The 20,932-nt window shown below is 74.9% G+C and carries 23 protein-coding genes and 1 riboswitch; of the genes, 15 read left to right on the top strand and 8 right to left on the bottom strand.

Features of this window, described 5'->3' with window-relative positions; all coding sequences use genetic code 11:
- Positions 1 to 117: 117 nt before the first annotated feature.
- From ABD665_RS01005 to ABD665_RS00985, 5 genes are all read left to right on the top strand, one after another.
- Entirely contained in the window at positions 118 to 1,836 is a 1,719-nt protein-coding gene (locus ABD665_RS01005; protein ID WP_204912645.1) for a CapA family protein, read from the top strand.
- Between the two features lie 25 nt (positions 1,837 to 1,861).
- Positions 1,862 to 2,158 (top strand): hypothetical protein, encoded by a 297-nt coding sequence (locus ABD665_RS01000; RefSeq protein WP_204912646.1) that lies wholly within the window; start codon positions 1,862 to 1,864, stop codon positions 2,156 to 2,158.
- Between the two features lie 54 nt (positions 2,159 to 2,212).
- The gene (locus tag ABD665_RS00995; protein WP_204912647.1) at positions 2,213 to 2,938 is read left to right on the top strand and encodes a cation efflux transmembrane domain-containing protein; all 726 of its coding nucleotides are present in this window, start codon (positions 2,213 to 2,215) and stop codon (positions 2,936 to 2,938) included.
- Between the two features lie 43 nt (positions 2,939 to 2,981).
- Entirely contained in the window at positions 2,982 to 3,605 is a 624-nt protein-coding gene (locus ABD665_RS00990) for a hypothetical protein (protein ID WP_204912648.1), read from the top strand.
- Positions 3,606 to 3,746: 141 nt separating this feature from the next.
- Positions 3,747 to 5,021 carry an MFS transporter gene (locus tag ABD665_RS00985; protein WP_204912649.1) on the top strand — a complete coding sequence of 425 codons (1,275 nt, stop codon included), beginning with the start codon at positions 3,747 to 3,749 and terminating at the stop codon, positions 5,019 to 5,021.
- A gap of 28 nt (positions 5,022 to 5,049) precedes the next feature.
- Here ABD665_RS00985 and ABD665_RS00980 read toward each other — a convergent pair whose 3' ends face one another.
- Positions 5,050 to 5,646 (bottom strand): HhH-GPD-type base excision DNA repair protein, encoded by a 597-nt coding sequence (locus ABD665_RS00980; protein WP_204912650.1) that lies wholly within the window; start codon positions 5,644 to 5,646, stop codon positions 5,050 to 5,052.
- A gap of 108 nt (positions 5,647 to 5,754) precedes the next feature.
- Here ABD665_RS00980 and ABD665_RS00975 point away from each other — a divergent pair, with 108 nt between their 5' ends.
- Positions 5,755 to 6,930, top strand: coding sequence for an FAD binding domain-containing protein (locus ABD665_RS00975; RefSeq protein WP_204912651.1), 1,176 nt, complete (start codon positions 5,755 to 5,757; stop codon positions 6,928 to 6,930).
- Between the two features lie 228 nt (positions 6,931 to 7,158).
- Here the strand turns inward: ABD665_RS00975 and ABD665_RS00970 are convergent, their stop codons facing one another.
- The 5 genes from ABD665_RS00970 to ABD665_RS00950 form a co-directional block, all read right to left on the bottom strand.
- Positions 7,159 to 7,782: a DUF305 domain-containing protein gene (locus ABD665_RS00970; protein ID WP_204912652.1), complete on the bottom strand. Its 624-nt coding sequence runs from the start codon at positions 7,780 to 7,782 to the stop codon at positions 7,159 to 7,161.
- 125 nt (positions 7,783 to 7,907) lie between these two features.
- Positions 7,908 to 8,402, bottom strand: a complete 495-nt coding sequence (locus ABD665_RS00965) for a hypothetical protein (RefSeq protein ID WP_204912653.1) — start codon at positions 8,400 to 8,402, stop codon at positions 7,908 to 7,910.
- Between the two features lie 68 nt (positions 8,403 to 8,470).
- Positions 8,471 to 9,097 (bottom strand): DUF305 domain-containing protein, encoded by a 627-nt coding sequence (locus ABD665_RS00960; RefSeq protein ID WP_204912654.1) that lies wholly within the window; start codon positions 9,095 to 9,097, stop codon positions 8,471 to 8,473.
- Positions 9,098 to 9,175: 78 nt separating this feature from the next.
- Complete coding sequence (locus ABD665_RS00955; protein WP_344740742.1) at positions 9,176 to 9,661, bottom strand: GNAT family N-acetyltransferase; 486 nt, start codon at positions 9,659 to 9,661, stop codon at positions 9,176 to 9,178.
- 7 nt (positions 9,662 to 9,668) lie between these two features.
- The gene (locus tag ABD665_RS00950) at positions 9,669 to 10,022 is read right to left on the bottom strand and encodes a metalloregulator ArsR/SmtB family transcription factor (RefSeq protein ID WP_204912655.1); all 354 of its coding nucleotides are present in this window, start codon (positions 10,020 to 10,022) and stop codon (positions 9,669 to 9,671) included.
- Between the two features lie 87 nt (positions 10,023 to 10,109).
- On the opposite strand from ABD665_RS00950, the gene ABD665_RS00945 reads away from it, so the two are divergent.
- The 4 genes from ABD665_RS00945 to ABD665_RS00930 all read left to right on the top strand — a co-directional run bounded on the left by ABD665_RS00945 (position 10,110) and on the right by ABD665_RS00930 (position 14,256).
- The gene (locus tag ABD665_RS00945) at positions 10,110 to 11,456 is read left to right on the top strand and encodes an FAD-dependent oxidoreductase (protein WP_204912656.1); all 1,347 of its coding nucleotides are present in this window, start codon (positions 10,110 to 10,112) and stop codon (positions 11,454 to 11,456) included.
- 4 nt (positions 11,457 to 11,460) lie between these two features.
- Positions 11,461 to 12,246, top strand: a complete 786-nt coding sequence (locus tag ABD665_RS00940) for an NAD(P)-binding domain-containing protein (protein WP_204912657.1) — start codon at positions 11,461 to 11,463, stop codon at positions 12,244 to 12,246.
- The gene (locus tag ABD665_RS00935; RefSeq protein WP_204912658.1) at positions 12,186 to 12,623 is read left to right on the top strand and encodes a hypothetical protein; all 438 of its coding nucleotides are present in this window, start codon (positions 12,186 to 12,188) and stop codon (positions 12,621 to 12,623) included. The genes ABD665_RS00940 and ABD665_RS00935 overlap by 61 nt, the downstream gene beginning before the upstream one ends.
- 127 nt (positions 12,624 to 12,750) lie before the next feature.
- Positions 12,751 to 14,256 (top strand): PKD domain-containing protein, encoded by a 1,506-nt coding sequence (locus ABD665_RS00930; protein WP_204912659.1) that lies wholly within the window; start codon positions 12,751 to 12,753, stop codon positions 14,254 to 14,256.
- A 25-nt stretch (positions 14,257 to 14,281) separates the two neighbouring features.
- Here the strand turns inward: ABD665_RS00930 and nicT are convergent, their stop codons facing one another.
- Together nicT and ABD665_RS00920 are read right to left on the bottom strand one after the other, a co-directional pair.
- Entirely contained in the window at positions 14,282 to 15,376 is a 1,095-nt protein-coding gene (gene nicT, locus ABD665_RS00925; RefSeq protein WP_204912660.1) for a Nickel transporter NicT, read from the bottom strand.
- Between the two features lie 44 nt (positions 15,377 to 15,420).
- Positions 15,421 to 15,616: riboswitch (cobalamin riboswitch) on the bottom strand.
- Between the two features lie 48 nt (positions 15,617 to 15,664).
- Entirely contained in the window at positions 15,665 to 15,964 is a 300-nt protein-coding gene (locus ABD665_RS00920) for a GNAT family N-acetyltransferase (RefSeq protein ID WP_204912661.1), read from the bottom strand.
- Between the two features lie 27 nt (positions 15,965 to 15,991).
- Between ABD665_RS00920 and ABD665_RS00915 the strand changes: the two genes are divergently transcribed.
- The 5 genes from ABD665_RS00915 to ABD665_RS00895 all read left to right on the top strand — a co-directional run bounded on the left by ABD665_RS00915 (position 15,992) and on the right by ABD665_RS00895 (position 20,651).
- Positions 15,992 to 16,669 carry a hypothetical protein gene (locus tag ABD665_RS00915; protein WP_204912662.1) on the top strand — a complete coding sequence of 226 codons (678 nt, stop codon included), beginning with the start codon at positions 15,992 to 15,994 and terminating at the stop codon, positions 16,667 to 16,669.
- A 123-nt stretch (positions 16,670 to 16,792) separates the two neighbouring features.
- The gene (locus tag ABD665_RS00910; RefSeq protein ID WP_204912663.1) at positions 16,793 to 17,539 is read left to right on the top strand and encodes a DUF1775 domain-containing protein; all 747 of its coding nucleotides are present in this window, start codon (positions 16,793 to 16,795) and stop codon (positions 17,537 to 17,539) included.
- Positions 17,540 to 17,541: 2 nt separating this feature from the next.
- A complete protein-coding gene (locus tag ABD665_RS00905) occupies positions 17,542 to 18,096 on the top strand; it encodes a copper resistance protein CopC (protein WP_204912664.1) in 555 nt (184 codons plus the stop codon).
- Between the two features lie 101 nt (positions 18,097 to 18,197).
- Entirely contained in the window at positions 18,198 to 19,451 is a 1,254-nt protein-coding gene (locus tag ABD665_RS00900; protein ID WP_204912665.1) for an FAD-dependent oxidoreductase, read from the top strand.
- Between the two features lie 30 nt (positions 19,452 to 19,481).
- Entirely contained in the window at positions 19,482 to 20,651 is a 1,170-nt protein-coding gene (locus ABD665_RS00895) for a glycosyltransferase family 9 protein (RefSeq protein WP_204912666.1), read from the top strand.
- Positions 20,652 to 20,932 lie beyond the last annotated feature (281 nt).

Below are 20,932 nucleotides of genomic sequence, written 5' to 3'. Positions count from 1 at the left end.
GCCACGCATCTCCTTCCGCGCGCGCCGCCGAACCTTTCGTACGTCCGGGGCGTTGTCGTTCCAGGACGTGGAGCGGGGGCCCCGATGGTGCGAGCGACCAGACGACGACCCGGGCTGGTGCCCGGCCTCGCGGTGGTGCTCGCCCTCGTGGGCTGCACGCCCGACGTCGAGCGGCGGGACGAGGCCGACGGCACGAGCGCGTCGACCGCTCCGGCCGCCTCGACCCCGCCACCGCCGCCCGCCGAGGAGCCCGCCAACGAGGCGCCGCGCTCCAGCCGGACGGTGACGCTCGCCTTCGCCGGTGACGTGCACTTCGAGGGCGGGGTCGCTCCCCTGCTCGACGACCCCGACGCCGACCTCGGGCCCATGGCCGACGCCCTGCGCTCGGCCGACGTCGCCGTGGTCAACCTCGAGAGCGCTTTGACGGACGGCGGGTCGCCGGCCGACAAGGAGCTCGAGGACGCGGACAACCGCTACTGGTTCCGCAGCCCGCCGTCGGCCCTGGCGTTCCTCGACCGGTCGGGCGTCGACGTGGTCTCCATGGCCAACAACCACGGTGCCGACTACGGCGCCGACGGGCTGCGCGACAGCCTCGCGGCCGCGCGGGACGCGAAGGTCGACGTCGTCGGGATCGGCGACGGCCGCGACCAGGCACTACGGCCCTCCCGCACCACGGTCGACGGCACGAAGGTCGCGGTGCTCGCCGCCGACGCCTCGCCGCTGGAGAGCGACGCGTCGATCTGGGACGTCGGTCGCGACGGCCCCGGCATCGCCCGCGCCGGCAGCCGTCTGGTGTCCGCGGTCCGGCAGGCGGCCAGGGCGAACGACGTGGTCGCGGTCTACCTGCACTGGGGCCGCGAGAACGTCGGCTGCCCGACCGCCGGCCAGCTCGACCTGGCCGCCGACCTCTCCGCCGCCGGCGCGGACGTCGTCGTCGGCTCCCACGCCCACCAGGCGCAGGGGTCGGGGATGCTCGGCGACACGTACGTCAGCTACGGGCTCGGCAACTTCCTCTGGTACCACGGCAACCAGCCCGACACGGGGGTGCTGACCGTCAAGCTCCGCGAGGGCGCGGTCGTCGACGACCAGTGGGTCCCCGGAACCATCCCCTCCGGCGGCGGTCAGCCGCAGCCGCTCACGGGCAGCGCGCGGGCCGGCGCCGTCGAGGAGTGGGAGGACCTCGGCGGCTGCACGAACCTCGCCCCCGTGCCGAGCCCACCGCGGTCGACCGGCGACGCCGCGGCCGCGCTGCCCGCGTACGCGTCCTCGGTCCAGAAGCTGCCCGGCGCGCTACGCGACCGGATGCGGGACGCGAGCCACTCCTCGTCGCGGTGCCCGGTCGGGCTCGCCGACCTGCGGCTGCTCCACCTGACGTACGTGGGCTACGACGGCCGGTCGCACAACGGCCAGCTCGTCGTGCACGAGGACCACGCGCGCGACCTCGTGAAGGTGTTCGCCGAGCTGTATCGCGAGCGGTTCCCGATCCGCCGCATGCAGCTCGTGGACGACTACGGCGGTGACGACGACCGCTCGATGGCCGCCAACAACACCTCCGCCTACAACTGCCGCACGGTCGCCGGGCAGACGTCGTTCTCGCGGCACGCGTACGGCGCGGCCGTCGACCTCAACCCGGTCGAGAACCCGTACGTGACCTCCGACGACGTCGCCCCGGAGGCCGGGCGGACGTTCGTCGAGCTGGACCGGTCGCCCGGCGCCGACGCCCCCGAGGGAGCGATCGTGGCCGACGACGTCGTCGTGCGGGCGTTCGCACGAGTCGGGTGGTCGTGGGGCGGGGCCTGGGCCGACCCCGACTTCCAGCACTTCTTCGCCGCCTGACACCTCGGCCCGGAAGACTGCTGCGGTGACGCCCTCGGACGAGTACCCGCTGTACGGCGACCAGGAGGCGGCCGCCACCCCGCCGGCCGCGGAGCCCCGGACCGGCCACGCCGCCCCGCCCTGTCCGGGGTGCGGGTCGAACGACCACGAGGACGGGTTCGTGGAGGGCACGTCGGACTCGTTGGTCCGCTACTACGCAGCGCCGCGCGAGACAGGGCTGTTCGGCGTCAAGCGCTTCGGCATCGAGCGCCGTGCGGTGATCGCCCGCCGGTGCCTCGGGTGCTCGCGCCTCGACCTGTACGCCGGCGACGTCACGACGTGAGCCCGACGCCGTACGGTCGTGCCGTGCAGGTCTCCCGATGCCGGAGGTGACGACGTGACCGTGCTCGACCTGGGCGTCTCCCCCGCCCGCCGCGCGCTGCTGGCGCGAAGGATCCGCTGGTTCGTCGCGGGCACCATCACCTACAACGTGGTCGAGGCGGTCGTCGCCCTCGCCGCCGGCTCGCGGGCGTCGTCGACGGCGCTGATCGGCTTCGGGCTGGACTCGGTCATCGAGGTGGCCTCCGCGGTCGCCGTCGCGTGGCAGTTCGCGGGGCGCGACCCCGAGGCCCGCGAGAAGACCGCGCTGCGGGTGATCGCCTTCTCCTTCTTCGCGCTCGCCGCCTTCGTTTCCGTGGACGCGGTCCGCGCGCTCACCGCGTCGACGCAGGCCGAGCACTCCACCGTCGGCCTGGTCCTCGCCGCGGTGAGCCTGGCGGTCATGCCGCTGCTCAGCTTCGGCCAGCGCCGGGCCGGCCGCGAGCTCGGCTCCCGCTCGGCCGTCGCCGACTCCAAGCAGACCCTGCTGTGCACCTACCTGTCCGCGGTGCTGCTCGTCGGGCTCGGGCTGAACACCCTGTTCGGGTGGTCGTGGGCCGACCCGGTCGCCGGGCTCGTCATCGCCGCCGTGGCCGTGCGCGAGGGCCTCGAGGCCTGGCGCGGCGACGGCTGCTGCTCGCCGGTGGCCGACGCGCTCCGCGCGGACGCCGGGCCGGAGGAGTCCTGCGGCTGCGGCCCGGGCTGCGCCGACGCCTGCTGCAGCCCGTCCGCAGAAGCGCGCTAGACGTCCTGCGTCCGGCACGGCCCGCGCCGGATAACTGACCGGTATGGCGACCGAGCACCCGAAGGACTGGGCGAAGAAGTACACCGACCCCGACCTCCGTGCCCGGCTGAAGGACGAGGTCCAGGCCGACGACAAGGGCGGGAAGCCCGGGCAGTGGAGCGCGCGCAAGGCGCAGCTGCTCAAGGCCGCGTACGAGCGAGAGGGGGGCGGCTACCTCGGCGAGAAGGACGAGACCCAGCAGCACCTCTCGCAGTGGAGCGGCGAGGACTGGCAGACGTCCGACGGCAGCGCCGACGCGTCCACCGGGTCGAGCCGGGAGAAGGGCGGCGCGTCGAAGCGCTACCTGCCCAAGACAGCCTGGGACGAGCTCTCGGACGCCGAGAAGCGGGAGACCGACGCGGTCAAGGCCGAGGGCAGCGCACACGGGGAGCAGTTCGTGGCCAACCCCGAGGCCGCGAAGGAGGCCGGCCGGCACGCGCGCGAGCACGACGACGGCGACCCCGGGGTCCCCGGCTACGCCGACCTCGACGCCAAGGAGGCGGTCAAGGCCGTCGGCCGGCTCGACGACGCCGGCGCGCTGGAGGCGGTGGAGGCGTACGAGCGGGCCCACGCCGACCGCAAGACGGTGCTGGACCGGGTGCAGCGGGTGCGGGACCGCCTCGGCTGAGCCCACTTCGGCCGCCACCCGCGCGCGGAACGGCTCGTGAACGTCCCCGGAACACTCCTGAGACCGCCTCCTCCCTCCCGGAATTTCGATATAGAAGTCTTCGTTGTGGGACTTCGTCAGTCGAGAACCAGGAGGTGGGACGTGCGGGGCAGTCGGTGGGTCGTCGGGGCATCAGCGGTGGCGATGCTGGGGTGGGGCACGGTGCTGCCGTACCAGTACGCCTACGCGTCGGGCACCCGCGGCTGGGGCGGGGCCGTCGCGGCCGTCGCCGCGAGCCTCTTCTCCGTCGCCGCGCTGGTCGCCGGTCCGGTCGGCGGGCGCCTGGCCGACCGCTTCTCCCCCGTGCTCGTCGCCGTCGTCACCAAGCTCGCCGCCGCGCTGGCCGCGGGCTCGCTGGTCCTGGCGGACACCCCCACGACCTTCGTCGTCGGGATGGCCGCGTTCGGCTTCGCCCTCGCCGCCGGCGGTCCGGCCCAGTCGGTCCTGCTGCTCGAGCGCAGCGCCAGCACCGACCGGCGGACGACCTTCGCCTGGCTCGCCGCCGGGCAGGCGCTCGGCATGGGCGTCGGTGCCTTCGCCGCCGGCTACCTGGTCGACCTCGCCCGGCCCGACGGGCTGGACGTCGCCTTCCTGGCCGCCGGGCTCGGGTTCCTGGTGTCCGCCGGGATGCTCGCGACGCTCCCGCGCGGGCCGGTGCACCAGCCCGGCTCGCCCGCCGTCGACCGCGGTCGCGGGCAGGCGACCGAGGCGATGCGGCTCGTCCTGCGCCAGCCCGCGCTGCGCTGGACGGCCGTGCTGACGATCGCCCTCGCGCTCGCCTTCTACGCCCAGTTCGACACGGGCCTGCCGGCGTACGCGCTGACGATCCTCGACGTGCCCGCCCGCACCGTCGGCCTCGCCGCCGCGGTGAACTGCTTCGTGCTGATCCTGCTCCAGCTCGCCGTCGTCCGCTGGACGGCGAACCGGCCGGCCGCACCGCTGCTGATGGCCGTGGGCGCGATCTGGCTCGCCTGCTGGGTCGGCCTCGGGGCCGTCGCCTCGTTCCCGGCGCTCGCCCCGGTCGTGCTCGTCAGCACCTTCGGCGTCTTCGCGCTCGGCGAGACGATGTACGGCCCCGTGCTCAACCCGCTCGTGGCCAGCCTCGCCCCCGAGGGTCACGTGGGATCCACGCTCGGGCTGTTCACGGGGCTGCAGACCGGCGTCTCCGCCCTCGGCCCGCTGGTCGCCGGCGTCGTGCTGAGCGGCGGCCACGGGCGGGAGTTCGTGGGGCTGCACGTGCTGATCAGCGCGGTCGCCATCGCGGCTGCCTGGCGGCTGCAGCGCCACCTCGCCGGCCGGAAGGTCGTTGACCCCACAACGGACGAGCTCACCGACGAGTCCCTGCAGACGGTGGTTCCGGGGGCCGGCTCCGTCTGAGGGCGGTGCTCATCCCCCAGCCTCGGCCCTAACCGGCCTTGGCCGCGGCCTTCGCCTGCTTCTTGAAGGCCCGCACCTTCTGCAGCGACTCCGCGTCGACCACGTCGGCGACCGAACGGAACTCGCCCTCGTTCCCGTACGCCCCGGCGGCCTCGCGCCAGCCGTCGGGGCGGACGCCCCACCGCTTGCCGAGCAGCGCGACCATGATCGACGCCTTCTGATCACCGAACCCGGGCAGCGCCGCGATCGCCGCCTTGAGCGCCGGCCCGTCGGGCACGGACGACCACAGGTGGACCGCGTCGCCGTCGTGCTCCTCCACCAGGCGCTGCGCCACCTCGTGCACGCGCTTGCCCATCGAGCCCGGGAAGCGGTGCACGGCCGGCTTCTCCGCGCACACCGCCACGAAGTCGTCGACCTCGAGAGCCGCGATCGCCGGCACGTCGAACGCCCCGCCCATCCGCGTCGCGATCACGTGCGGCCCGGCGAACGCCTTCTCCATCGGCACCTGCTGATCAAGGACCATCCCGATCAGCAGCGCGTTCCCGCTCGTGGTCAGCAGATGATCAGCGTCGTGATCACCGGTGATCCACAGCTCGTGCGGGGCGTGCGCGTCGTTCCGGGTCATGAGGGCATCCTGCCGCGACGAGCACGCCGGGCACACGTCGGCCGAGCCGGACAGGGTTCCGTCGCTTGTAGGAACCGCGGCGAAGCACTCGACGCTACGGTCACGCGCATGGCACAGCGACGCGAGACCGGGAGCCCCGAGCCCGCCGGGCACGCCTTGGACATCGGCGTCGTAGGCGGCTCGATCGGCGGTCTGTTCGCAGCAGCGCTGCTGACCCGTGACGGCCACCGCGTGAGCGTGCTCGAGCGGTCACGGAGGGGGCTCGCGCGGCGTGGCGCCGGGCTGGTCGCCCAGCAGGAGCTCTTCGACCTGCTGGACGAGGTCGGCCGCGAGGACGCCGGCCGGCTCGGGGTGGTCGCGCGCGAGCGGATCACCCTGGACCGCTCCGGGCGCGTCGCGTCGCGCGACCCCTCGCCGCAGACGCAGCTCTCGTGGGACCACGTCTACGAGACCTTCCGCGCGCTGGTCCCCGCCGACCGGTACCTGCTCGACCACGCGGTCGCCTCGATCGAGGACCCGTCCTCGGCGGGAGCGGCGACGGTCGAGCTGCACGACGGTCGGCGGCTCGACTTCGACCTGGTCGTGGGGGCCGACGGGAGCGGCTCGGTCGCCCGCGAGGCGGTCGTGCCCGGCGCCACCGCGAACCGCTACGTCGGCTACTCGACGTGGCGGGGCCTGATCCCGGAGTCGGCGCTCCCCGCGGACGCGGCCCGCACCCTCCTCGGGCGGTTCGCGTTCTACACCGCGCCGGGCGAGCACGTGCTCGGCTACCTCGTCCCGGGTGCCGGCGGCGAGGTCGAGCCGGGGCACCGGCGCTACAACTGGGTCTGGTACCGCCCGCTGACGCCCGACGCGCTGCGGACCGTGATGGTCGCCTCGGGCCGTCCGCCGTCGAGCGTGTCGCTCGCGCCGGGCGAGCTCGAGGAGGACCTGCGCCGCGACCTCGCGAAGGCCGCGACCCTCCGGCTGCCCCCGCCCTTCGCGGAGGTGGTGCTCGCCGAACCGGAGCCGTTCCTGCAGGCGATCGTGGACTTCGTCCCGCCGCGCATCGTCCGCGGCCGGGCCGCCCTGCTCGGCGACGCCGCGGTGACGGTCCGCCCGCACACGGCGATGGGCGCCGCGAAGGCGGCGGGTGACGCTCTCGCCCTCGCGCGCGTCCTCGCGAGAGGGGAACCGGTCGAGGCGGCCCTCGAGCGCTACCAGGCGCAGCGCCTCCCGGTCGGTGCGGCGATCGCCGGGTACGGGCAGCGGCTGGGCCGGTCGATCCCGCTCGTCGCCGCCTGACGACGTCGCACAGGGTCGACATCCCCAGCAGCACGACCGCCATCGCGGCGGGCACGAGGGCCGAGGCCGGCGACCAGCACCCGTGTGCGCCCGGTCCGCACGGTTCCCTGAGATCCACTCACTCGACGGCGCGCCGGCGAGCCGCTGAGCGTGCGGGACGACCGCGCGCGCCATCGAGTGAGTGGATCTCAGGGCGATCGGGCCTGACCGTCCCCGCCGACCGCGCGCTCAGAGCCTGGCGAGCAGGTCCTTCATCACGCCGATCTCCTGCTGCTGCGTGGTGATGATGGTCTTGGCCAGGTCGACGGCTCCCGCATTCTTGCCGTCGCGGACCTCGGTCTGCGCCATCGTGACCGCACCCTCGTGATGAGCGGTCATGAGCTGCAGGTACGCCTGCTGCCCGGCCGCGCCGTCGGCCTGGTCGAGCTCCTTCAGCTGGGCGTCGGTGGCCATGCCGTCGTCGCCGCCGTGGTCCATGCCACCCATGCCGCCGCCCGTCTCCTGCTGACCCCAGGCGGCGAGGAAGCCCTTCATGGTGTCGATCTCGGGCTGCTGCGCGGCCTTGATCTGCTCCGCGAGCGCGGCGACGTCGGGGGCCACACCGCTCTTGGCAAGCAGGGTGTCGCTCATCGCGACGGCCTGCTCGTGGTGGGGCAGCATCATCTGCACGAACATGACGTCCGCGTCGTTGAACTCGGCCGAAGCGCTGGAGCTGCCTGTCGGGTTGGCCGCGGGCGCCGACGCGCCGGGAGCCGTGGTGCCCATGTCGTGGTCGCTGCACCCGGCCACGGCGAGCACCGCGGTCAGGGCCAGGGCGACGAGGCCGATCTTCTTCGGGCGTGCGTGCGTCATCAAGGTTCTTCTCTCCGTACGGGTCTGTGGGGACATCCGGGCACCCGTGCCGCCGCCCGCTCGAGGCGGGCTGCTCCGGGTGAGGCCGAGCCGAGGCTCAGCGGACCGTCAGCTGCACAGGTCCGTCACGTACGGCAGAGGGAGAGCTCCGCCAACGACAGCGGAGGAACCAGCCGGCCCACGACGGGCACGGCCAGAGATGGAGCCTGCAGGGGGAGCAGGAACGGCAGGACCTGAGTCGGGCGCGGCGGGGCCAGCAGCCAGCCGAGCACCAGCAGGGTCAGGGCCAGCAGGCACGACCCGAGGGCCATCTGGTGGTCGCCGCAGTCCGGGCAGGGGTCCCCCGCCGCGGGGCCGGGAGACTCCGAGCCGAGGTGGTCTCCCACGTGCCCCGCATGCCCCCCGGCCGACATCTCGCCGGAAGCGGCGTGGTCGACGGGTCCGGCGTAGGCGACGGAGGCGGTCGGGCCGGTCGCCATCTCGTGGCCGAAGGCCAGCTGGTGCATCCCGACGACGCTCAGCACCAGGACCACCAGGGTCAGCGAGAGCAGCAGCCGTCGACGTCCACGTCGTGCGGGCCGAGGGCGGTGGTGCACGGCAGGGCGCATGTCGAACTGCACGTCGCACCTCCGCTCGTCATCCCGGTCCCGGCCAGGCTAGCGCGGAACCCCCTGGGGGTATCCCGTCGTCAGCGCGTCGGAGCCTCCACCGTCGGTGGGCTCGACGTCTCAGCGGCAGCGGCGTCGAGGAGGACGACCAGCTGCGCCTCTCGGCTGTCGACGACCATCTGCGCGAACGCGACCAGGACCGGGCTCTGCCCCTGCTCGAGCTCTTCCCGCGCGGCAACGAGGGCACCGCGGTGGTGCTTGGTCATCATCTCGATGTACAGGGTGTGCGCGGCGGCGCCGCCAGCCTCGTCCAGCGCGCTCATCTGCGTGGGGGTGGCGACCCCGTCCTCGCCCCCGCCGTGGTCGTGCCCGGCCTCCGCCGCCACCGGCTCGCCACGCTCCGCGACCCACTGCTGCAGCCGGTCCGTCTCGGCGCCACGCTTGTCCCGGAGCTCGACGGCCAGCGCCCGCACGCCCGGCGGGAGGCCCTTCTCCTCCTCCAGCACGAGCTCGCTCATGGCGGCGCCCTGCTCCCCGTGCGGGATCATGGCCCGCGCGAAGACCACGTCGGCCTCGTTGAACTCCGGGGACGTGTCGCCCGGCGTCTCCGGCGCCGAGCCGCAGGCCGCCAGGGCAGCCACCACGACCAGGCCGATGACGGCAGCCCTGGTCGACGTCAGCAGCGCGCTCACACCGTCCGGCCGCATCGGCACATCCTCCCCTCGTCGAGGGGAGGTACGCCACTCCGGACAACACCGCCGGCCCGCCAGGTCGGTGTCGACGACCTAGACGCTGCGGCGCTCGATGAGCAGGGTGTCGCGCCACCGGCCGTGGTGCCGGGCGATCCGCTCGCGGGTGCCCACCACGCGGAACCCTGCCGCCGCGTGCAGGGCCACGCTCGCGTGGTTCTCGGGGAAGACCGACGACTGGATCGTCCAGACGCCACGGGCCTCGGTCACCTCGACCAGGCGGGCCAGCAGCTCTCGGCCGACGCCGCAACCGCGGGCGTCGGGGTGGACGTAGACGGAGTGCTCGACCACACCCGCGTAGCAGCGGCGGGCGGAGACGGGGCTGGCCGCGACCCAGCCGAGGACCGTGTCGTCCTCGTCCACGGCCACGTGGCGGAAGGGCGCCGGGTGGCCCGCCTCGAACTGCTCCCACGTCGGCGCGACCGTCTCGAAGGTGGCGTTCCCCTCGTCGATCCCGGCCTGGTAGATCGCGAGCACCGCGGGAGCGTCGGCCGTCGTCATCGGCCTGGTGGTGACGGGCACGGCGGTCCTAGGCCGGGGTGAGGGCGCGGGCCAGCACGGAGAGGGTGTCCCCCACGACGCGGTAGTAGGCCCACCGTCCGCGCTGCTCACGCGTCACCAGCCCGGCGTCCACGAGGATCCGCATGTGGTGCGACACCGTCGGCTGCGACAGCCCGACGGGTTCCGTGAGGTCGCAGGCGCACGCCTCCCCGCCGTCGGCCGTCGCGATGAGCGAGATCAGCCTCACCCGCGAAGGGTCGCTCAGGGCCTTGAACGCGTACGCCAGCCGCTCGGCCGCGCCCGGGGTCAACGCCCCGCCCGTGACCGGCGCGCAGCAGGAGGACAGGTCGTCCTGCGGGAGCAGGGGGGTCGCCGTGGCCATGTCTTCATCATGCCTCTCGTATTGACAGGTGTCGATCCGGCGCTAGGTTGGCCGTATTCATCGATGTCGATACGAAGGAGCCGGTGCATGACGCTGCCCGTCGTCGTGATCGGGGCCGGTCCCCAGGGTCTGGCCGCCGCCGCGCACCTCCTCGAGCGGGGCCTGGAGCCGCTCGTGCTAGAGGCCGGTGACGCGCCGGCCGCTGCGGTCCACGGGTGGGCGCACGTCCGGCTCTTCTCCCCCTGGTCCGAGCTGGTCGACCCGGCCGCCGCCCGGCTGCTGTCCCGGTCGGGGTGGGTGCCGCCGGACGAGGCCTTCCCCACCGGCGGCGCCTGGGTCGAGGCCTACCTCGCCCCGCTGGCCGCCGCGCTCGGGGACCGCGTACGCCTCGGGACCCGGGTGACCGGGGTGTCGCGGCGGGGACGTGACCGGCTGGTGTCCGACGGCCGGGCCGACCAGCCCTTCACCGTCCACGTGACGACCGCGTCGGTCCAGGGACGCCTCGATGCCTCGGCCGTCGTCGACGCCTCGGGCACCTGGCACCAACCGGGCCCGGTCGGCGCCGACGGCCTGCCGGCGCTCGGCGAGCGCGCCGCCGCGTCCGCCGGGACGCTCACCTACCGGTCGCCGACCCCCGAGCAGGTCGCGGGCCTGGCCGGGCGTCACGTCGTCGTGGTCGGCAGCGGCCACTCCGCGCTGACGGCCGTCAACGACCTCGCCGATCTCGTACGCCGCGAGCCCGGGACGACCGTGACCTGGGTGCTCCGTCGCGGGGTGGTCGGCGACACCTTCGGTGGCGGCGCGGCCGACGGGCTCCCGCAGCGTGGGGCTCTCGGCGCGCGGGCCCGCGAGTCCGTGGAGGCCGGACTCGTCGAGCCGGCGACCGGGTTCCGGGTCGTGTCGGTCGCGCCCGAGGCCGACGACCGCGTGGTCCTCGCGGCGGAGGACGGCCGTCGGCTGCCCGCGGCAGACCACGTCGTCGCGCTCACCGGGTTCCGTCCCGACCTGTCGTTCCTCACCGAGGTGCGCCTGGACCTCGATCCGGTGCTGCAGGCGCCGGTGCGGCTGTCCACGGAGATCGATCCGAACCTGCACTCCTGCGGCAGCGTCAGCCCGCACGGTGCCACCGAGCTGGCCCAGCCCGAGCCCGGGCTGTACCTGGTGGGCATGAAGTCGTACGGACGCGCCCCGACCTTCCTGGCCATGACGGGCTACGAGCAGGTGCGAAGCGTCGCCGCCGCGCTCGCCGGCGACCACGAGGCCGCGGCCCGGGTCGAGCTCGTCCTGCCCGAGACAGGGGTGTGCGGTGGCGCCGGCCTGTTCGACGCCCCGGCTGCGGACCCGTCCGGCGGCTGCTGCGGACCCGTCGTCCCGACCGGGCAGCCTCCCGAACCCCAGCTGGTGAGCGTCGGCAGCCTGCTCGGGCGACACTGACGGCGTGACCTCCCCCGGCGTCGACCCGTCGGCGAACCGGGCGGAGGACCGGGCGGAGGACCAGTACGACGTCGACGTCCTGGTCGTCGGCGGCGGGCAGGCGGCCCTGGCCGTCGGCTACCACCTCCAGCGCGCGCGTCGGCGCGGGGCGACGGCCCTGACCTTCGCGCTGCTCGACGCCGGCGCTCGCCCGGGTGGAGCCTGGACGGGCGGCTGGGAGAGCCTCCGGCTCTTCTCGCCGGCCACGATCAGCTCCCTGCCCGGCTGGCCCATGCCCGCCTGGCCCGGTGCGGGTGCCCCGTCCGGCGAGCACGTCCGGGCGTACCTCGCCGCGTACGAGGAGCGCTACGCGCTGCCCGTCCACCGACCGGTCCGCGCGCTCGGGACCCGCGCGACGACGAACGGGTTCACGGTGACGACGGACCACGGCGTCTGGCGGTGCCGCGTGCTGGTCAGCGCGACGGGGAGCACCGGGCGGCCGTTCGTGCCGTCCTACCCCGGGCAGGCCGCGTTCCGGGGTCGCCAGCTGCACAGCGCGGCCTACCGCGGGCCCGACGACCTCGAGGACCGGACCGTCCTCGTCGTCGGGGGCGGCAACTCCGGCGCCCAGGTCGCGGCCGACCTGAACCGCCGACGGCTTGGTCGCACGGTCTGGGTGACCCGTCGGCCGCCGCGGTTCCTGCCCGACCACCTGACGGGCGGGCCCTCTTCGAGCGGGCCACACGGCACGTGCGTGCGCTCGCGGCGGGCGAGCCGGTCCAGGACGAGGAGGACCTGGGCGACATCGTGATGGTGCCCCCGGTGCTGGCCGCCCGGCGTCGGGGCGAGCTCGAGGCGCTGCCGGTGCCCGACCGGTTCACGCCGGACGGGGTGGCCTGGGACGACCCGGCCCGCGACCTCCGCGTCGACGCCGTCGTGTGGTGCACGGGCTTCCGCCCCGACCTGAGGCACCTCGCCGGTCTCGAGCTGACGCGTCGGGAAGGTCGGCCCGTCACCGACCCGGCCCTGAGGTCGCGCTCGGTGGACGACCCACGCCTCTTCTTCGTCGGCTACGGCGACTGGTGCGGGCCGGCCTCGGCCACGCTCATCGGCGTCGGAGCGAGCGCGCGGGCCACGGTCGACGCGGCTCTCGACCTGCTGGGTCCGACGACGGGCACCCGGGGCTGAGGCCGGCGCACGTCTCCACCCCGGACGGCAACGGCGAGAACACGTGCTGGCGGAGGCGGTCGGACGGGGCCAGAGTGGATCGGTACGGACGCGGGTCGCGGTCCTCACCGAGATCAGGGAGGCCGCCATGGCCGGGACGAGAGCGAGTCGGACGGGTCCGGGCCTGCTGGACCAGGCCCCCGACGAGAAGGCCGCGGTCTGGCGGCGACGGGGGCGGGGGCCGGCGCTCCGGGCTCTGGTGGTGCTGCTGCTGTGCTGCTCGAGCGTCCCGGTCGGCGTCGGTCGGGCGGAAGCGGTGAGCGGGGTGGCCGCCGACGGCTTCGACCGTACGGTCGCGTCCGGTCTCGGGACCGCGGACTCGGGAGGAGCGTGGACGGTGGCGCGGGCGCCCTCGGACTTCTCCGTGTCCGGCGGGGCCGCGCACCTCGAGGTGGGCCGGGGCCTCACCCGGTCGGCCTACCTCGACGCGGTCTCCCTGGGCGACGTCGACGCGGTGGCGACCTTCTCCACCACCACGACGCCCACCGGCAGCGGCGTCTACGAGAGCCTGGTCGTCCGCCGCCGGAACGGCACCGACTACAACGCGCGGCTGGTGCTGACCCGCTCCGGCGAGGTGCGGCTGTCCGTGCACCGCGGTGAGACCGCCATCGAGACCGTGCTCCTGACCCGGGTGACCGCCACGGCCGGGTCGAAGGTCCGCGTCCGCCTGCGGGCCGCCGGGACGAACCCCACGGTCCTGCGGGCCCGGGCGTGGCGCGCCGGCGTCGGTGAGCCCTCCACCTGGCAGGTGGTGGCGGACGACGCGACCTCCGCCCTGCAGGGTGCCGGCAGCGTCGGCGTGCGCAGCTACCTCAGCGGCTCGGCCACGGCCACGCCGGTGGTCACCGACGTCGACGACCTCCGGGCGACCGTCATCCCCGACGAGCCGCCGCAGGCGATCTTCACCACGGCGTCACCGCCCGGCCTGACGGTCTACTTCGACGGGCGCCAGTCCCGGGACGCCGAGGGCCCGATCGCGAGCTGGGCCTGGACCTTCGGCGACGGCACGACCGCCTCGGTCCCCCGCGTGGCCCACACCTACGCCCGGCCCGGTCCGTACGAGGTCACGCTGACGGTGCGCGACGGGGCCGGCGCCTCCCGGACGGCCAGGATCCCCGACGTCCTCGCCGTCGCGACCGACGAGCAGTGGCTGGCCGACGCCGCCCGCGCGCTCGACGGCGCGGCGGACTACCTCGACAGCCGCGCGTCGGTGCCCGGACGGGCGATCGTGCTCGACCTCGAGAACACGGCGCTGATGTTCGGCGCCCCGCTCGGTCGCCCCGTCCCGGCCGTCCTCGAGCTGGCCCGACGGGCCGAGCAGGACGGCTACCAGGTCCTGGTCGCCGGCAACCGGTCGCCCGACGCGGGCGAGACGCTGGCCGAGCTGCGGACGGCCGGCTACACGGTCGCGCCCGACCACCTGTGCTTCCGCGACCCGAAGGTGACCGTCGAGGCGTCCAAGACCGCCTGCCGCGCCGCCTGGGTCGCGCAGGGCCTCACCGTCGTCGTCAACGTGGGCAACCGGCCCGAGGACCTGGCCGGCCCGAACTCGGGGAAGACCTACCTCCTGCCGAGCTACGGCTACCTCGACTGAAGTCTTCAGCGGCCAAGCGTCGGTCTCAGTGCGTCCAGCGCTGCTCGACGCGGCCGATCTTCCAGTAGCCGATCGCGGCGGCCCAGAAGACGACGAACAGGCCGACCACGATGAACCCGACGTTCTCGAGGCTGATCGAGGCGATCGCCGAGGAGACCGGGTCGGTCCAGCCGGCCTTGTCGTGCAGGATCCCCACGATCTCGATCGTGCCGATCAGCAGGGCGACGGCGACGGAGAGCCCGGTGATGGCGAGGTTGTAGTAGACCTTTCGCACCGGGTTGGCGAACGCCCACGCGTACGCGGTGTTCATGAAGACGCCGTCGAGGAAGTCGAGCAGGCTCATCCCGCTGGCGAAGAGCAGGGGCAGGACGACCACGGCGTACCAGGGCAGCCCCGACGCGGCGCCGGCACCGGCCAGCACGAGCAGCGAGATCTCGGTCGCCGTGTCGAAGCCCAGGCCGAAGAGGAAGCCGATCGGGAACATCTGCCACGGCCGCGTGATGGCGCGCGTCAGCGGCCGCAGGATGCGGGCGAGCAGGCCGCGGTTCGCGAGGAGCTGGTCGAGGTGCGCCTCGTCGATGGCGTCGCGGCGGGCCGCGAGGAACACCCGGGCGATGCCGATCAGGGCGACGAGGTTGAGGATGCCGATGAGGTAGAGGAACCCGCCGGAGGTCAGGGTCCCGATCAGGCCGAACGTCTCGCGGGCCTCCGAGCCGTCGCTGAGCAGCGAGGTCACGAACTTGGCGCCCACCGCGACCGCCACGGCCATGATCGCCACGATCGTCGAGTGACCCATCGCGAACCAGAAGCCGACCGAGACCGGGCGCTGCCCGTCCGCGATCAGCTTGCGCGTGGTGTTGTCGATCGCGGCGATGTGGTCGGGGTCGAAGGCGTGCCGGAGGCCGTAGACGTACGCCGTGATCCCGAGCCCGAAGCCGAAGACCTGGGCCCCGACGTGCAGCTGGGCGGGTACGACGAAGGCGAGCAGCAGCCCGAACGCGACCACGTGCAGCGCGAGGACGACCGCCAGGAGGCTCAGGGTCTTGGCCCGCGTCGAGCGGCCGGACGGCGCGGCGAGGGGGCGGGCGGCACCGGAGGGGGTGCGGAAGGACGGCGGCACGAGCGGCTCGATTCGTCGGGCGGCCTGGTCGCGAGGCTGCGGCGGGTGGGACTGACGAGCCGGCAGGTCTTCGGACTCGGGGTCACACGGCTGTGGCGCCTTCCCAGGACCCCTCCTCGCGGAGTCGTCCCAGTGGCATCGCCACACCCATCGCCCTCACCGCTGCGCGCCAGTCCCGGAGTCTCACCGGGTTCCCTGGCACCACTCGCGTGGTGCACGACCAGCTCGGGGCCGACGCTAACAGGCCCGCGCCCGCCCCGGCCAGAGGCGGGCGGGTCGACCTGACGGTCAGTCGGGCGTGCCGCCGAGGACCTGCACCATGCCGACCGAGTGCGGCGCGCTGTCGGTGAAGCCGTGGCGCGCGTACAGCCGGCGTCCCGGCTGGTCGGCCATCAGCGACACGTACGCGCCTGGCGCGGCGGTCGTGCGCACGAGCGTGAGCAGGTGGGTCAGCATCGCGTCGGCGATCCCCCGGCGCTGGTGCGGCGGCAGCACGGCGACGTCGATGACGTGGAAGTACCACCCGCCGTCGCTGATCAGCCGGGCCATCCCGACCGTCGTGCCGTCGGCCGTCGCGACCGCGTGCACGGCCGCCCAGGCTCCTATGCTGACGAGGTGCCAGGGCTGCGGACGCTGCGTGGCGCGGCCCCGGTCCCGACGGGCGGCCGCGTGCGGGTCGTCCGGGCCGCCGTGCTCGGCGGGACCTCGCTAATGCTGGCGACGGGCGCCCACGTCCTCGGCGGCGGTTCGCTGCCCGGACCCGGGGTGCTGCTCGTCGCGTCGGTGCTCCTCGGGCTGCTGGCCGCGCTGCTGACCGCGCGCCGCCTGCGCCTCCCGCTCCTCGTCGGGCTGCTCGGCGCCGAGCAGCTGGCGCTGCACGAGCTGTTCCGTCTCGCGGGGGTGGCCCGGGCCTGCGCCCCCGGAGCGTTACCGCCCAGCACGTACGCCACCCACGGCACGCACGCCGCCCACGCCGCCCACGCCGCCGTCGGTTCGACCGTGCCCACCTGCGCGGCAGGCGACATGGTCATGGCGTCGGGCGCACCGGCGTGGGTGATGACCGCGTTGCACGTCGTCGCCGTCCTCGCCACCGCTTGGCTGCTGGCGCGCGGCGAGGCCTGGCTGTGGCGCACCGTCCAGCGCGTCGTCATCGCCGCCGGGCTGGCCCTGGGCCACCCAGCACCTCGCGGTTCGGGTGACGGTCAGCCGGTCGGACGGGTGCCGGCCGTCTGCCGTGCCGCCCTCCGGTCCGCGGCCGCCCCGCGCGGTCCACCGCTCCTGCCGGCTGCCTGAACCAGCCTTCCCGCGCCTCGCGCCACCGACCCCGTCGGTCGGCGCCGCCCTCCCGTCCCCGCACCCGGTGCGCCGCGCCTCGTCGCGCCGCCGGTGCGTCCTCGTACCGACAGGAACCCCACCGTGAAGACCCTCACCACCCCTCGTCCCTCCCTCCTCCGGGCCGGCGCCGCCGTCGGCCTCGGCGCCCTGCTGCTCGTCCCGGCCTCGTACGCCGACGCCCACGTCCGCGTCTCCGCGGACGCGACCACGCCGGGGGCGTTCAGCGCCCTCACGTTCCGCGTGCCCAACGAGTCCGCCACCGCCGGGACCGTGAAGGTCAGCGTCCAGCTGCCGCAGGACACCCCGTTCCTCTACGTCTCGACCCGGCCGGTGCCCGGGTGGCGCTCGGCCACGACCGAGGCGACGCTGCCGAAGCCGGTCGAGGCCGAGGGCACCACGCTCACCAAGGCCGTCCGGACGGTGACCTGGACCGCCGAGCGCGGCACCCGCATCGAGCCGGGCGAGTACCAGGAGTTCGCGATCTCGGTCGGCCCGCTCCCCGCGGCCGGGACCGTGCTGCTGCCGGCGACCCAGACCTACTCCGACGGCGAGGTCGTCCGGTGGGACCAGCCCACCCCGGCAGGCGGCGAGGAGCCCGAGCACCCGGCGCCCGAGCTGGTGGTCGCGGCCACCTCGGGTTCGCCGGGAGCGGCCGCCTCCCCCCCGGCCGCGTCGGCGCCGGCGGGTGACGCCGGTGCGTCGACCGCGACGACCCGCCCGGACGGCGTCGCGCGCGCCCTCGGCGGGGCCGGACTGGTGCTGGGGCTGGCCGCTCTGGTCGTCGCCCTGCTCGGCGCCCGTCGCCGCCGGACCGGTACACCGGCGTGAACGTGGCACCGCTGCGACGCGTCCGCCACGGCGGACGGCTGCTGCTCGTGCTGGTCGGGACGGTGCTCACCCTCGTGGTGGGCACCGGCCCGGCGGCCGCGCACGACGTTCTCCTGGGCACCACCCCCGCGGGCGGGTCCCGGGTGGGCGCGACGCCGGGCGCGGTCGTCCTCACGTTCGACCAGCCGGCCGTCGCCATGGGCACTCAGATCCTCGTCACGGGTCCGTCGGGCCAGGTCCAGGACGGTCCACCCCGGCTCGTCGACAGCACCGTGACGCAGGCGCTGACGGGCGGCGCCCCGGCCGGCGACTACACGGTCGCCTGGCGGGTGACCTCCGCGGACGGGCACCCGGTGACCGGGACGTTCACGTTCACCTCGACCAGCCCGGGCAGCGGGACCGTACCGAGCGTCGCGCCCGCCGTCCCGGCTCCGGTGGAGCCCGCCGGCCTGCCGACGGGTGCCGTCGTCCTGCTGGTCGCCCTGGTGCTCGTGGCGGTCGCCGTCGCGGTCGTCCTGCTCCGCCGTCGCAGGACCGGGGACCCGGCCGGGTCCTGACGACCGTCCGGCCGCCCGGGCGGGCGGGTCCGAGGTCGGGGATGGACGCCAGACCGGCCGGGGTCGATCCTGGGAGGACCTGCTCGGGGCGGAGGGACGGCATGACGGACGGCCCGCTCGAGCGCGACTGCGTCATCGCGGGGGGCGGGCCGGCGGGGATGGTGCTGGGCCACGTCCTGGCCCGGTACGGGCTGCGGGTGACGGTCCTGGAGAAGCACGCCGACTTCTTCCGGGACTTCCGCGGCGACACCATCCACCCCTCGACCCTCACGCTGCTCGGCGAGCTCGGGCTGCGGAAGAGGTTCCTGCGGCTGCCGGTCCACCGGCTGCCCACGCTGGACGCCGTCCTCTACGGGCACCGGCTGCACGTCGTCGACTTCCGTACGCTCCCGCCGCCGGACGACTTCCTCGTCCTGGCGCCGCAGTGGGACTTCCTCGACTTCCTGGCCGGCGAGGCGGGCCGCTTCCCCGGCTTCGAGCTCCGCCGGAGCACGGCGGCCACGGGGCTGGTCCTCGACGGCGACCGGGTGGTGGGCGTACGGGCCACCGGTCCGGACGGGGACCTCGAGCTGCGCGCGACCCTCGTCGTCGCCGCCGACGGCCGCGACTCCACGCTGCGGGTCGCCGCCGGGCTGACGCCCGAGGGGACGGGGGTGCCGATCGACGTGCTGTGGTTCGGCCTGCCCAAGCCCCCGCAACCCCCGCCACCGACCCTCGCGCATCTCTCCCGGCACGGCATGGTCCTGACCATCGACCGCGGCGACCGGTACCAGGCGGGCATGGTGATCCCGAAGGGCGACGCCGACGACATCCGGGCCCGCGGGCTGCCCGCCTTCCGGGCCCGGCTGAGCGAGGCCGTGCCCGCGCTGGGCCCGGTGGTCGGGGCGCTGACGGACTGGGACCAGGTGAAGCTCCTGTCCGTGCAGATCGACCACCTGCCGCGGTGGTGGCGGCCCGGCTTCGTCGCGATCGGTGACGCTGCGCACGCGATGTCGCCGATGTTCGGGGTGGGCGTCAACTACGCGATCCAGGACGCGGTGGCGCTGGCCAACGCCGTCGCGGCCGACCTCGCCGCCGGCGCGGTCCCCGACCAGCACCTGGCCGAGGTGCAGCGCCGGCGGGAGATCCCGGTCGCGAGGATGCAGCGGCTGCAGCGCGCGGGCCACCGGGTGGTCGCCCGCGGGGCGGCGGGCCGTCGGGTGGCTCCCGGCTGGGCCGTCCGCCTCCTGGGCCTCGTCCTCCCGCTGGTCCGACCGCGGCTGACCCGGTTGATCGGCGTCGGGTTCCTCCCCGAGCACGTCCGTACGCCGTCGGCACCATCCGGACCGCCGGGTGCCGGCCGGAGCCCGGGGTGACCGGCCGCGCGGCGGGGTAAGCATCGAACCGTGCTGCACCCTGCCTCCACCGGACCCGCTCTCGACCTGCCCGCGCGCGCCGCCGGCCCGCTCCCCGACGTGCGCCGCATCGCGGTCCTGCGGGCCAACGGCATCGGCGACTACGTCGTGTCCGAGCCGGCGCTGAGCGCCCTGCGCGACGCCTACCCCGACGCCGAGATCACCCTGCTCGGGGCGGCCCACCACGCGGCCCTGCTGCGCGGCCGACCGGGCCCGGTCGACCGGGTCGTCGAGCTGCCCCTCGTGAGCGGCGTACGGGTGAAGTCGGACGTCCCGGACGCGACGCCGGAGGAGCTCGAGGCGTGGTGCGCGGAGCAGCGCGCGTACGGCTACGACCTCGCGGTCCAGCTGCACGGCGGCGGCGGGAACTCCAACCCGCTGCTACTCCGGCTCGGCGCCCGCACGAGCGTCGGAGCCGTCGCCCCCGGCGCCCCGCGGCTGGACCGCTGGGTCCCCTACACCGCCTACCAGCACGACACCGTGCGCTGGCTGGAGGTCGTCGCCGCGGCCGGCGCGTGGAGCACACGGCTCGAGCCGCGGGTGGCGGTCACCGACGCCGACCTCGCCGACTCGCTGGCGGTGGTGCCAGCAGACGACCGCCCGCTGGTCGTCGTGCACCCGGGGGCGACCGACGCCCGCCGCTGCTACCCGGAGGACCGGCTGGGCCGCGTGGCCCGGACCCTCGCGGACGACGGTGCCCGGGTCGTCGTCGTCGGCGGCCCCGCGGACACCGACCGCGTCGCGCAGGTGGCCGAGGGTTTCGGCGGTGACGTCGAGACCGTGGTGGGCGGGCTGAGCCTCGGCGGGCTGGTGGGCACGCTGGCCCGCGCCGCCCTGATGATCGGCAACGACTCCGGCCCCCGGCACCTCGCCGGCGCGGTCGGCACCCCGACCGTCGGCGTCTTCACGTACGCGAACCTCGCCGACGTCGCCCCGCTCACGCGCACGTGGCACCGCGTCCTCGTGTCCTGGCACGGCGGCTGCCAGGTGTGCGGCATGCGGGTGCTGGACGGCTGGTGCGGCCACGGCGCCAGCGCCACCCACGACGTCCCCGAGGCCGACGTACGGGCGGCCGCCCAGGAGCTGTGGGCTCAGGTGGTCGAGGCCGGGCGCGACCGCGCGGACGTCGAGCAGCCGGCCGCCGAGCGACGCGCCGGCTGAGCTCGTCGAAGGGCCCGAAACGGGTCGGCGCTTCAGAAGCCGACCTCTTCGAGGCCCTTCGACAGGCTCAAGGGGCGTCAGCGCCGACGTGGAGCATCCCGCCGCGAGCAGCTCGCACTACGCCCCCTGAGCTTGTCGAAGGGCCCGGAACGGGTCGGCGCTTCAGGAGCCAACCTCTTCGAGGCCCTTCGACAGGCTCAGGGGGCGTCAGCGCCGACGTCGAGCATCCCGCCGCGAGCAGCTCGCACTACGCCCCCTGAGCTTGTCGAAGGGCCCGGAAC

It is taken from the genome of Microlunatus spumicola (assembly GCF_039536445.1).
Classification (GTDB): domain Bacteria; phylum Actinomycetota; class Actinomycetes; order Propionibacteriales; family Propionibacteriaceae; genus Microlunatus; species Microlunatus spumicola.
This window is presented reverse-complemented; position numbering and strand designations above follow the sequence as displayed.

Excerpts from the sequence above, each read along its gene's own strand:
- ABD665_RS00990 (WP_204912648.1), top strand. The coding sequence starts at position 2,982 with ATGGCGACCGAGCACCCGAAGGACTGGGCGAAGAAGTACACCGACCCC.
- ABD665_RS00980 (WP_204912650.1), bottom strand. The coding sequence starts at position 5,646 with ATGACCCGGAACGACGCGCACGCCCCGCACGAGCTGTGGATCACCGGT.
- ABD665_RS00975 (WP_204912651.1), top strand. The coding sequence starts at position 5,755 with ATGGCACAGCGACGCGAGACCGGGAGCCCCGAGCCCGCCGGGCACGCC.
- ABD665_RS00970 (WP_204912652.1), bottom strand. The coding sequence starts at position 7,782 with ATGACGCACGCACGCCCGAAGAAGATCGGCCTCGTCGCCCTGGCCCTG.
- ABD665_RS00960 (WP_204912654.1), bottom strand. The coding sequence starts at position 9,097 with ATGCGGCCGGACGGTGTGAGCGCGCTGCTGACGTCGACCAGGGCTGCC.
- ABD665_RS00950 (WP_204912655.1), bottom strand. The coding sequence starts at position 10,022 with ATGGCCACGGCGACCCCCCTGCTCCCGCAGGACGACCTGTCCTCCTGC.
- ABD665_RS00945 (WP_204912656.1), top strand. The coding sequence starts at position 10,110 with ATGACGCTGCCCGTCGTCGTGATCGGGGCCGGTCCCCAGGGTCTGGCC.
- ABD665_RS00930 (WP_204912659.1), top strand. The coding sequence starts at position 12,751 with ATGGCCGGGACGAGAGCGAGTCGGACGGGTCCGGGCCTGCTGGACCAG.
- ABD665_RS00900 (WP_204912665.1), top strand. The coding sequence starts at position 18,198 with ATGACGGACGGCCCGCTCGAGCGCGACTGCGTCATCGCGGGGGGCGGG.